Origin of the sequence: Candidatus Binatus sp. (assembly GCF_036567905.1) — a bacterium.
Lineage (GTDB): Bacteria > Desulfobacterota > Binatia > Binatales > Binataceae > Binatus.
This window is the reverse complement of sequence record NZ_DATCTO010000094.1, coordinates 41,710-53,036: the sequence shown is the minus strand read 5'-3', so window position 1 is coordinate 53,036 and position 11,327 is coordinate 41,710. Positions and strand designations below refer to the sequence as shown.

Annotated in this window: 11 protein-coding genes; 5 read left to right on the top strand and 6 right to left on the bottom strand. The window is 61.8% G+C overall.

Annotated features, from left to right (window positions below; genetic code table 11):
• Window positions 1–1,134 carry an ABC transporter permease gene (locus VIO10_RS14625; RefSeq protein WP_331965775.1) on the top strand — a complete coding sequence of 378 codons (1,134 nt, stop codon included), beginning with the start codon at window positions 1–3 and terminating at the stop codon, window positions 1,132–1,134.
• A gap of 14 nt (window positions 1,135–1,148) precedes the next feature.
• Here the strand turns inward: VIO10_RS14625 and VIO10_RS14620 are convergent, their stop codons facing one another.
• Complete coding sequence (locus VIO10_RS14620) at window positions 1,149–3,542, bottom strand: thioredoxin domain-containing protein (protein ID WP_331965772.1); 2,394 nt, start codon at window positions 3,540–3,542, stop codon at window positions 1,149–1,151.
• A gap of 60 nt (window positions 3,543–3,602) precedes the next feature.
• Here VIO10_RS14620 and VIO10_RS14615 point away from each other — a divergent pair, with 60 nt between their 5' ends.
• The 4 genes from VIO10_RS14615 to VIO10_RS14600 are packed head-to-tail and all read left to right on the top strand — an operon-like array spanning window position 3,603 to window position 6,598.
• On the top strand, window positions 3,603–3,965 hold the full coding sequence (locus tag VIO10_RS14615) for a hypothetical protein (protein ID WP_331965769.1): 363 nt from the start codon (window positions 3,603–3,605) through the stop codon (window positions 3,963–3,965).
• A gap of 17 nt (window positions 3,966–3,982) precedes the next feature.
• Window positions 3,983–4,981 (top strand): methyltransferase, encoded by a 999-nt coding sequence (locus VIO10_RS14610; protein WP_331965766.1) that lies wholly within the window; start codon window positions 3,983–3,985, stop codon window positions 4,979–4,981.
• A gap of 43 nt (window positions 4,982–5,024) precedes the next feature.
• A complete protein-coding gene (locus VIO10_RS14605; protein WP_331965763.1) occupies window positions 5,025–5,633 on the top strand; it encodes a hypothetical protein in 609 nt (202 codons plus the stop codon).
• Window positions 5,630–6,598: an MBL fold metallo-hydrolase gene (locus tag VIO10_RS14600; protein ID WP_331965760.1), complete on the top strand. Its 969-nt coding sequence runs from the start codon at window positions 5,630–5,632 to the stop codon at window positions 6,596–6,598. The genes VIO10_RS14605 and VIO10_RS14600 overlap by 4 nt, the downstream gene beginning before the upstream one ends.
• A 13-nt stretch (window positions 6,599–6,611) precedes the next feature.
• Here VIO10_RS14600 and VIO10_RS14595 read toward each other — a convergent pair whose 3' ends face one another.
• The 5 genes from VIO10_RS14595 to VIO10_RS14575 are packed head-to-tail and all read right to left on the bottom strand — an operon-like array spanning window position 6,612 to window position 11,309.
• Window positions 6,612–7,433, bottom strand: coding sequence for a DNA-methyltransferase (locus VIO10_RS14595; protein ID WP_331965757.1), 822 nt, complete (start codon window positions 7,431–7,433; stop codon window positions 6,612–6,614).
• Complete coding sequence (locus VIO10_RS14590) at window positions 7,426–9,018, bottom strand: VWA domain-containing protein (RefSeq protein ID WP_331965754.1); 1,593 nt, start codon at window positions 9,016–9,018, stop codon at window positions 7,426–7,428. Before VIO10_RS14590 ends, VIO10_RS14595 begins: the two co-directional genes overlap by 8 nt.
• A gap of 17 nt (window positions 9,019–9,035) precedes the next feature.
• Window positions 9,036–10,445, bottom strand: coding sequence for a hypothetical protein (locus VIO10_RS14585; protein ID WP_331965751.1), 1,410 nt, complete (start codon window positions 10,443–10,445; stop codon window positions 9,036–9,038).
• Between the two features lie 29 nt (window positions 10,446–10,474).
• Complete coding sequence (locus tag VIO10_RS14580; protein ID WP_331965748.1) at window positions 10,475–11,038, bottom strand: HIT domain-containing protein; 564 nt, start codon at window positions 11,036–11,038, stop codon at window positions 10,475–10,477.
• Complete coding sequence (locus VIO10_RS14575) at window positions 11,013–11,309, bottom strand: integration host factor subunit beta (protein ID WP_331965745.1); 297 nt, start codon at window positions 11,307–11,309, stop codon at window positions 11,013–11,015. Before VIO10_RS14575 ends, VIO10_RS14580 begins: the two co-directional genes overlap by 26 nt.
• Window positions 11,310–11,327 lie beyond the last annotated feature (18 nt).

The following is an 11,327-nucleotide window of genomic DNA, read 5'->3' as shown; positions in this document are numbered from 1 at the left end:
ATGTTCGACCGCATCTGGTGCATGATCGTCAAGGAGTTCCTCCAGCTAAGGCGCGACAAGTACGCGCGGTTTCGATTGCTGGTTCCGCCGATCGTTCAGATGCTGGTCTATGGCTATGCCGCCACATTTGATGTGAACCGGGTCCAGATCGCGGTGATGGACTTTGACCATAGCCAGGAAAGCCGCGACCTCTTGAGCCGCTTCACGTTTACCGGTCGGTTTGAAGTCGCGAAGATCCTTTCCAATGAGCGGGAGTTGAAGTCACTCATCGGCCGTAGCGACATCCCGATGGCGCTCAAGATCGAACCCGGCTTCGCCGAACTGCTGCGCAAGGGACAGACCGCGCATTTGCAGGTCATCGTCGACGGGACCAATTCCAACACGGCCCTCATCGCCGTCGGATACGTCAACCAGATCGCAGATCAGTTTTCCCAGGACTACGCGCGCGATCGACTCAATCAGATGACGCCCGCAATGGCTGCAACCGTTCCGCAGATAAGCCTCGAGCAACGACCCTGGTACAATCCCGACCTCAACAGTCAATGGTTTTTCGTCCCGGGAGTTATCGGCAGCATCACGCTTATGATGGTAGTGACCCTGACCGCGTTCGCGATCGTCCGCGAGCGCGAGATCGGCACGCTCGAACAGGTCATGGTCACTCCGATCAGGCCCTTCGAGTTCATCCTCGGTAAGACCATTCCTTTCTTCGTGGTGGGCCTGGCGGACGTGATTCTGGTGGCGGTGGTAGGAACCCTCTGGTTCCAGGTGCCCTTTCGCGGCAACGTGCTGGTCTTGCTGCTCGGAGTCGTACTGTTTCTTCTCAGCACACTGAACGTCGGCCTGCTCATCTCCACACTCTCATCGACCCAGCAGCAAGCCTTCGTCCTGGGGTTCTTCTTCCTCAACCCGGCCTTCACGCTCTCGGGCTTCGCCTTCCCGATCACGAGCATGCCCAAGGCCATGCAGATGATCACCTATGTCGACCCGCTACGGTATTTTCTGGTTATCTTGCGCGGCACTTTCCTCAAAGGCGTGGGCCTCGGCATCCTGTGGCCTCAGATGCTGGCGCTCGCCCTGCTGACATCGCTTCTGATGATGATCAGCGTGGCGCGCTTCCACAAGTCCATCGACTGATCTTTCAAACCGGATCACATCGGCGGTCGTGCGAGGGCCGGTCTGTCGTTGGCAAGCGTTGTCTTGTCGTTCCCTGGGGCGCCGAATCTCCTGATGACCTCCGCGAGTTTCGCCGGCGTCCCGACCGGGGTGGCGCACGCCGTTCCTGCGCATACGAACGCGAGTGGAACTCCTTTTTCGGCGCTGGACGCGAGCATCGCCTGCACCGCGGCCGGCATCGCTTTGGCGGCGCCGCGATCCGATCCGATCCGCATCACGATTTTTCCGGGACGATAACTCGCCAACGCCGTCTTCCATAAGGCTGCCGCGCGCGCGTCGGCCTGCGGCCCGGCTACTGCAACCATCGCGTCGCCGTTTGCGCGATACTCCAGCCCGAGCCCGACCGTCGCGACTGAGTTGCTCAGCATCGATCCCGCCATCGCCGGCGCGCTCGCCATCAGTTCGTTCGCGGCCCTGGTATAACTGCCGTCGCCGGTGATGAGCCCGAGCGTCGCCGCCGCGATCGCCATCATCACTTGCACCGACGGAGTCGGCATGTCGTAAAACACCTGCCCGCTCGCCTGAGACCGCGCAATCACCGTGCCCGCGTCTTCGGTTTCGCGATTCACCAACAAGCTCGGACCATCAGCTCGGAAGTTCTTCAGGATAATCGCGGCGAGCGTGCGCGCTTCGACCAGATATTTCTCATCGGCCGAGAACTGATAGGCGTCAATGATCGCGCCCAGCAGGTAAACCTGGTCGGCGGCCAGACCCGCCACCTGCGCGCGTCCATCCGACCAGACGTGAAAGAAACTCCCATCGGGCGCGCGCATATGGCCGAGGATGAAGTCCAAATCGTTGAGCGCCGTGCGTTGAAGACCCTGGTCGTCAAGCGCTGCCGACGCCGTCAGATACGCATCCGCCATCAATGCGTTCCGATCGGTCATCACGGCGCGATCGACCTGCGGCTTTTTGCGGCGAGAGCGCGCCGCGAGCATCGCATCCGCCGCCCTGGCGATCATCCTGCGCGCTTCTTGCGCCGGGATCTTCAGCCTGGCCGCTGCTTGCTCCGGGCTCATCGCGCGCCTCAGCACGATTCGTCCATCGGGCGCTCGCGCGGGCGCGTCTTCCATGCCGTAAAATAAAATCGCGATGCGCGCCTCATCCGGCCGCAGCGCGCGCTTCACTTCCTCGACCGTCCACGTGTAGTAGCTGCCGTCGTCGCCCTTGAACGAATCGGCGTCCTGATCCGAGTAGAACGCGTGCGTCTTCGGATCGAGCAACTCGCGGTTCACGTAGCCGACGATCGACTTCGCGACCCGCGCGAATTCCGGATCGCCGCCAGCTTCGTACGCGTCGCTGTACGCGTGCAAGGCCATCGCGTTGTCGTATCCGAGCTTCTCGAAATGCGGCACGAGCCAATGCGAATCGGTCGAGTAGCGATGAAAACCGCCGCCAAGCTGATCGAACACTCCCCCTGCCGCGATTTTTTTGAGCGTATCGAGCGCCATCGCGGTGAACTCCGGGTGGCCGTAAAAGCCGTGCGCAAGCGCAAGCTCGATCGCCGGGAAATCGTAAAATCGCGGCCCCGAACCTGATTCGAATCCTCCCCACTCACGATCGTACGATGCCGCCAGCCCCGCGAGTATTTGCGCGCGCAGGCCGTCGAGCCCTCCGTGGGCGGGCGCGTTTCGGCTGCTGGACATGGATTTAAGCTTCTCCGCAGTCGCTTCCGCCGCACGCTCGAGTCCCACACGATTCGCGGCGTACACCTGCGAAATCCGCTTCAGCAGCGGCGCCATCGACGAGTTTTCTCCGCCGCTCCCGTTGGTTCCGAACCCCGGCCGCGGTGGCAGATATCCTGCCGCGAAGAACAGCGCGCCATCGGGCGTCGTGAAACACGTCAGCGGCCAACCGCCCGCGCCGGTCAACTGCGCGGCGGCATTCTGATAGTACCCGTCGATATCCGGACGCTCGTCGGCATCGACCTTTACCGGCACGAAGTTGCTGTTCAGCGCCGCCGCAACTTGCCTGTCGGCGTACGTCGTCTCGTCCATCACGTGACACCAGTGACACCAGACCGCGCCGATGTCGATCAGGATCGGACGGTTCAGCGACCGCGCCAGTGCGAGCGTCTGCGGACTCCACGCCTGCCATCGAATCGCGCTCGACGACGCCTCGCGAAGGTACATGCTCGGCGACGACTTGAGCGCACCGGCCGGCAGCGCATTTGCCGATTCCGATCCGGCGCCCGCCCGCGTATTCAGCAAGCAAAGGATCGCGACTGACGCAAGAATTGCTCGCGTTGACATCCGGCAGATGGCGCGATAGCTGGAAATTGAAGCGCGACGCCGCCCGGCGACCATCACGTCGCGATCGGTGAAAGCAGTGGCGCCTGCGAACGCCGGTGTTTCAAGTTCGGAGTTCAACTATGGATGCCATGCGTAACAACCCGCACCGCCGCCGCCAAGTTCCATCGTGAGCGAAATATGAGCGCAAGATCAGCAACGCGCCGACGCCCGCCCGGACGCCACAATGGTCCGGCCAAGGTCATCAGGCTGCCAACTCCCACAGTGGTCCGCCGGCGCCGGGCGATCAAGGCGGGACTCGGCCTGCTCGTGCTCTCGATCCTCGCTGCGATAATCGCCCGGTTTTACTTGAGGCACATCGCGCCTCCTTCACCCGAAAAGGTATCCGGTTTGACCGGGCGAGAAACCGAAATCCCGGGCCTGGCAAACCAGGAACGCGCTCGCGCCGCCAACATCATCTCCGCCAGGTTCACCGCGTGCGGCGGTGGAATCGCTCAATCCGCCGGCGGCAACACTTGCGTCGCGCAAGACTTCCTGCGCTGAAAGGCGGACGCGCAGCGATGGATTTCGCCGAACTCGCCGCGCTGGCCTCGGGTCACGCCGAAGCGCGGGCGATCCAAACCGCGCTCAAGCTGGGAATTTTCGAACTTCTCGAGTCGTCGCCGCTCGACGACGCCGCGCTCGCCGCCGCCATCTCCGCCAATCGCCGCGCGACGGTTCTGATAGCCAACGCGATGGTGGCGCTCGGCTTGCTCGCCAAACGCGCCAATCGCTACGCGCTCACTGATACGTCGCGGCGCTACCTGCTCCGCTCGTCCGCCGAATACCTTGGCGACTTGATTCTGTTCGACGAAGCGATCTTTGAAACCTGGACGCATCTCGAACAAACCATTCGCACCGGCGCTCCCGCGCGCCCGACCGACATGTTTCAAAACCGCCCCGAGGAGACCGAACGATTCATCCGCGCCATGGATAGCCTCACGCGCGCCCGCGGCGATCCGACTTACGTCGCCGATCGGCTCGATCTCAGCCGCGTCTCGATGATCGCCGACATCGGCGGCGGTCCGGGGACCTACGCCGCGGCGATGCTCCGCCGATGGCCCCGTCTGCGCGCTGCGATTTACGATCTGCCTGCCACGCTCGAAGTTGCGCGCAGAATCCTCGCTGAGCGCGAGCCCGCGGCGTTGGCGCGAATCGACCTGGTCCGCGTCGATTACCTGTACGATGAGCTCCCGGGCCCATGCGGAGCCCTGTTCATGTCGAATATAATTCACAACGAAGATGAAACCGCCAACGCTCAACTCTTGCGCAAGTGCTTTCGCGCGCTCGAATCAGGCGGCATGATGATCATCAAGGATCACATCATGAATGCCGACCTTACCGAGCCCAGGCCGGGCGCGATTTTCGCCCTCTACCTGCTGCTGGCCACGCGCGGGCGGGATTATTCATTTGAAGAAGTCTCCCGATGGCTCGGCGACGCCGGCTTCGTCGATATCAGCCACGAGGCGCTGCCAAGCCCCCCGTTCACCTCTTCGATGGTGATCGCGCGCAAACCGTGAACCAGTGGAAAAGTGAAAAGGTGAAAAAGCAAAAAGTGAAAAAGTGAGCAATTTCATCGCGCGCGCGATCGCGTACATGGCGATCGTAATCGCGCTCGCGGCCGCATGCTCTGGATGCGCGGCGGGCGCCGTCAGCATAGTGAGCTCCGTCGTCCCGATGGTCGCCGCCGGCAGTGCCCAGCTCATCGGCTCCCAGGTTGCGATGAGACAGTCCGGCGGCACCGGAGCTTCCAAGGAAGACAACTCCGACAAATGCGATCAACTGCTGCGCGTTCAGCCCGGCGTCGAGGAAGTCCGCAAGAACAAAGACGGGTTGATCAAGTCACGCCAGTGGGTGATTTCTCAAAGCACCGGCGGCCCGGCCTGGATGATCGTTCGCACCGAAGGCGCGCCCGCGGACGGCTGGCAGCGGAAGCCCGGCATCACCCAGCTCCTCTTCAATCCGCCGCTCTATCAGATGCTCGAGCCCGACAAGCCGCAATATCTCGCCTACGCTCCCGCCACCGTGGTTAAAGTTTCCGACAGCGAACAGTTTGACTCGATGACCGGGGCGTTCGGCGCCGGCGTCGGAACGTTCAATTGGCGCGATCGTCCCTACAGTTTCGTGCTGGTCAAGGAACTCCCCTGCTTCAAGCCAGCGATGGAGAAGTGAATTCGATTTCGTTCCATCCGTCGCGCCTGATGCGATTCCTGCCACCAGTGCCCGCCGCCGTTGCCCTGTTTTCGCTGGCGCTGTTTGCCGCGAGGTCGTACTCTGCGGACGTGAACGCCGCGCCCGGCCATTCGCCTCCGCTGCTCGAGCCCGCGTCGTGGCCCGACAACTCGCTCACGATCGCAAATCTCGGCCACGCCGCCCTGCTCATGAATTTCTTCGGCACGCGCGTGCTCTCCGACCCAACCCTGTTCTCGCGCGTCGGCCTGTCGTTCGGCTCGATCCTCACGATCGGACCAAAACGATTCGTCGATCCGCCGCTGACCCCTGCGCAATTGCAGCAAATCGACCTCATTCTAATTACGCACGCACACATGGACCATCTCGATCTGCCGTCGCTCGAGGCGCTGCCCAAGACCGCGGTCGTGGTCGCGTGCGAGAAGTGCGCGGAGCTGATCGCGCCGCTCGGCTTCAACGATATCCGCGAACTCAAGTGGGGCGAGACCACCATTGTCAAAGGACTCACCATCCGCGCGATGGGCGCGCGGCACTGGGGTCGGCGATGGCCTCCGTTCGGCGAAGGCTATGGCTTCAACAGTTACGTGCTGGAAAAACACGGCCGCCGGATGCTGCTCGCCTGCGACAGCGCCCAGACCGATCTCTTCGCCAGTCTCGCATCGACGCCGCCTGACGTGGCGGCCTTCTCGATCGGCGCTTACGACCCGTGGATCTACAATCATGCCAATCCCGAACAGGCCTGGGCGATGTTCCAGCAGACGCGCGCCCGCTACCTGATTCCCATTCACTGGGGCACGTTCAGGCTGTCGAAGGAGCCGATGCAGGAACCGCTGCAACGGCTAATCGCCGCGGCCGGGATTCAGCAGGATCGAATTGCGATACGTCAAATCGGCGGGAGCTGGACTCTGCCCGCGTCGATCGAGACGCGTCAGGCCGCCGGCCGCTGAATCTTTCGACGCTCTACGCGCTGGCGCCGAGCCGCTTTTTGGCGATTTCGATATATCCCGCGTCGCGCTCGATTCCCACCCAGCGCCTGCCCAGTCGAGTCGCGGCCGCCGCCGTCGTACCGGTGCCGAGAAAGCAATCGAGAATCACGTCTTGTGGCTTGGTCCACAACGTCACGATCCGTTCGAGCAGTTGCACTGGTTTCTGCGAGGGATGACTGCCAAGCCGGCGCTCCGAGCGCGGCGTGCATGGAATCTGCCACAGGTTGCGCAATTGTTTGCCGCCGCCGATTTCCTTCGACCTCGCGTAGTCGAATGTCCACTTGGCCGCGCGCTCCGGCGTATTGTTGCACGCCCAGATAATGTACTCGGTGCTCTCGGTCGGCAGCCGTCCCGTGATATTGGGTTGCGCGTTGGGTTTGAACCAGGTGATCTGCTGCAGGATGCGCCGGCCCAGCACGTGCTCCAGCACAAATCCGATCAGGTAGATATTGTGGAAGCTGCCGAACACCAGGATGTTGCCGTTGGCGCGCACCAGCCGGCACACTTCCAAAAGCCACCGCCGCGTGAATTCGAAGTAGTCATCGTTGCTGAACCGATCCCACTGCTCATCCATCGTGACGTGCGAGCTGAATGCCCACTTGAGCCCTTTGCGCCGGCTCATGTTGTACGGCGGATCCGTGATGCACGCGTCGAAGGACGCGTCGGGCCACGTGCGCATCACCTCGACGCAATCGCCCGGATAAATCGTGCCCGGCCGCGCCGGCTCCGACGCGCCGGCATCTGCCCGCTCTTCGCTTGACGGACGCAATCGCTGGCGCACGCGCTGTTCAGACACGCTTGCGCTTCTTGGCAAGATAATCGACCAGCATGTATTCGCCGAGACGGTCGGGACGGGTGTACAGCGCGCGGCCTCGATTGATCAGCGTCATCTTGTCCACGAACGCGCGCAGGCTGGGCGAATCATCGAGCATGAACGTGTTGATCGTGATCCCCTTGCGCGTGATCCGCTCGACTTCCTTGAGCGTCTCCTGCGCCGCTCGCATGCTGATGCCGCCGAACGACAGCGGCCATTCGCAGTACAGCCGCTTGTTCAGGAAGTACGCGGTCGGCTGTCCGTCGGTGATCACGATGATGTGCTGATTGCGCGACGGATGGCGCCCGAGCAAATCCGAAGCGAGCCGCAACCCGTCCTGCAGATTGGTGAACGGATCGCCCATGTTCCACGACGCTTCGGCCAGGTCCTTGAGCTTCAACTCGACCGCGCGCGTATAAAAGCCGACGATCGCAAAAAAGTCGCGTGGGAATTTCGAGCGAATCAGCGTCTCCATCGCCATCGCGACTTTCTTCGCCGCCGCAAACCGCCCTTCCCAGCTCATCGACCACGACATGTCCAGGCACAGCACCGTCGACGACGAACTGGCGTAATCGTTTTCGTAAATCTCGAAATCTTCCGGCCGCAACTCCAGCGGAACGCCCGCCTTGCGCGCCAGCGCATGCTTCAGCGTCGCGACCAGGTTCAGATTCAGCGGATCGCCGAACGCGTATGGCTTGGTCTGCTCCGGACGCATCTCCGTGACGCCGCGATGGTCGGTCAGGTGGCCGCCCGAACGATCCTTCAACAGGTTCTGGTAAATGTCGCGCAGCGCCAGTTGCCCGATTCGCCGCACGCCCCTGGGCGAGAGCTGGAAATGATCGCCCTTCGGCGCCATGTAGCCCGACTGCGTCAGCAGCACCATCACCTGCTTGAGATTCTGAAAATCCTTGCCCGCCTGCTGGCCTAAAATCTGCTGCAGGTCTTCCATCGAGATCGTCTCGAAGTTGCCCGACATCAGGTCCTGTTCGAGCTGGCGCATCCGCTCCATTTCGCGCATCAACTCGAGCGCCTCGTCGTAGCCGAGGCTCTTGGGACCGTGAAACATGTGCTGATTGCGATCGCGAAAATTCTCGAGGTCGCGAATATTTTCGTATTCCTTGAGCAGCTCGTCGAAGTCCGCCTTGGCCTGCGCGTCCTCGAATTCGTGGCTCTCAAGCTTGCGCATCGCTTCCGACAAACGCCGCGGCAGGCGCGACAACTCGCGCTGCTTTTCCTCGACGCCGGGCTTTTTCCCCTTGAGCGATTCCAGCTTGGCCCGCTCGCGATTCAAAATGTCCTCGAGCTTCTGCTCCATCTCGGAGAGCGCGTTCTTCAGGTTGAAGTCGCGATAGCGCTGGCGCATCTCCTGGCGCAGTTGCTCGATAAACTCCTCGAGCCCCATCACCCGCACGCCGTCAAAGTCCATCCCCTGCCGCATCATCCAGTCCATCGCCTGGCGCATGTCGTCGGTGTACGACAGATACTCCGCCAGCTTCTCGAACACCTTGTCGGCGTCGAGCTTGAGCCGCTGCGTCCCGTCCCACTGCGTGTAGCGGGTGGCGACCATGCCCAATTGCCTGCGCGTCATGCGTGATAGGCGAAGCGTCCGCCCTGGCGATCCTTGTTGAGCTTCTGATGCAGATGCAGGCCCTCGAAAATAAACTCGCTCGCCGCCGCCATCAGCCCCGGCGTCTCGAACGGTCCCAGCAGCGTGATCGCTTCGCGCAGTCCCGTCACCTCGCGCAGCGGTTCCATGTATTCCGACGACGGCGCGCTGTCCGAAACCTCGACCCCCCAGCCCTGGTCGAAGTAGCTCGAGACCTTCTTCAAATCGTCGAGTTTCAAATAGCGATCGAAAACCTTCAGCACCGCGCGGTTGATCAGCCGCTCGATCAAATCGTCTTCTTTCTTGTCTTCGCCGACATACTCGAGTTCGATCTTCCCGGCCGTCGACGCATACAGCGAATGCAAATCTGAAATCCGCGGCACGATCTCGTTCTCCGCGTTTCGCACCGCGCGTTTCTCCGCGTTGGAAATCGCCGATTCGAAATTGTTGATCGTAACCCGCACCGACACCCCCGACGATTGGTTGATCTCGTTCGACGCCCGCGCCTCGAACGTAATCTGCGCCAGAATGTCCTTCATGAATTGCGGGGTCCGCACCTCCACGCCCGCGCGCGGCGGATGCATCGCTTCCTGCTCCATGATCGCAATCTCGTGCTCGAGCGTCTTGGGGTAATGGGTGCGAATCTGGATGTCGAAACGATCCTTGAGCGGCGTGATAATCCGCCCGCGCGAGGTGTAGTCCTCCGGATTCGCGCTCGCCACGAACACCACATCGACCGCCAGCCGAATCTTGTAACCCTTGATCTGGACATCTTTTTCTTCCATCAGGTTGAACAGTCCGACTTGCACCTTTTCGGTCAGGTCGGGCAGCTCGTTGATGGCGAAGATGCCGCGATTGGTGCGCGGGATCAGTCCGTAATGGATCGTTTCCTCGTCGGCCAGGTAGCGCCCCTCGGCCACTTTGATCGGATCGATCTCGCCGATTAAGTCCGCCACCGAAACGTCGGGCGTGGCCAGCTTCTCCGCGTATCGGCTGTCGCGTCCGATCCATCCAATCTCAAGCGCGTCGCCTTTTTCTTCCTTGAGCTTGACGCATCGGCGGCATATCGGCGCAAACGGGTCGTCGCTGATTTCGCATCCCGCGACCGCCGGCACATACTGGTCGAGCAATCCGACCAGCGATCTAATTATTCGCGACTTCGCCTGCCCGCGCTCGCCGAGAAAAATCATATGATGTCCCGCGAGCACGCCGTTCTCGATCTCCGGAATTACCGTATCTTCGTAGCCGACGATCCCCGGCAGGATTTGCTCCTTGCTGCGCAGCCGCTCGAGCAAATTCTTGCGCATCTCCATCCGCACCGGCATGGTCTGGTAGCCCGCGCTCTTGAGTTCGCCCAGCGTCCGGATTTTCAGCAGTCCTTCATTCATCGCGAATCCCGCAGGTTGATTACTTGATTTTAAGATAATTCAGCGCCGAGATTTTTGAAAATCGGGCGCAATTGCCCGTAACTGTCCTTCAAACTCTGTGATAGCACGCGGGTCGAGGCAAGCACCGGCATAAAATTGTTGTCGCCGACCCAGCGCGGCACGATGTGCCAATGCATGTGCTCGGCGAATCCGGCCCCCGCGGCGCTGCCCAGGTTGGCGCCGAGGTTAAATGCGGCCGGATGCAGACTAGCGCGCATCGCCTTTATCGACGCCGCCACCGCGTCGCCGAGCACCGCTCGATCCGCTCGCGCCAGCAACTCCGGCGAGGCGACATGGCTGCGCGGCGCCACCATGATATGTCCGTTGTTGTAGGGATACTTGTTGAGCATCACGAGCACGTGGCGATTCTCGAACAGCACCAGGCGTTCGCGCCGCTCAGAGGCGGACAGCGTGGTGAAACAGAAGATGCAAGCCTGGTGGCCGGGGCGGATGCTGCGCATATACTCGTACCGCCACGGCGCCCACAGCCGCAGACCTGCTGCGGAGAGCTGCGCCGCGTCGCGCCGCTTAACGACCCGCTTCTTCGGCGCCATTAACTTCGATTCGGAGTTCCTTGCCCGCCCGGAAGAACGGAATCTGCTTGGCGTCCACTCTGACCAACTGCCCGGTCTTGGGATTGCGGCCCTGCCGCGCGCGACGCCGCTTCACCGCGAAACTGCCGAAGCCGCGGATTTCGATCCGCTCGCCGCGCGTCAGCGAGCTGGCCATCGCGTCGAACATCGCATTGACGATCGTCTCGGACTCGCGATGGGTAAACTTGTGGCGGCGCGCCAGAAGTTCTTCGATGATTTCCCGCTTGGTCATCGATCTCGCCGCCGTCGG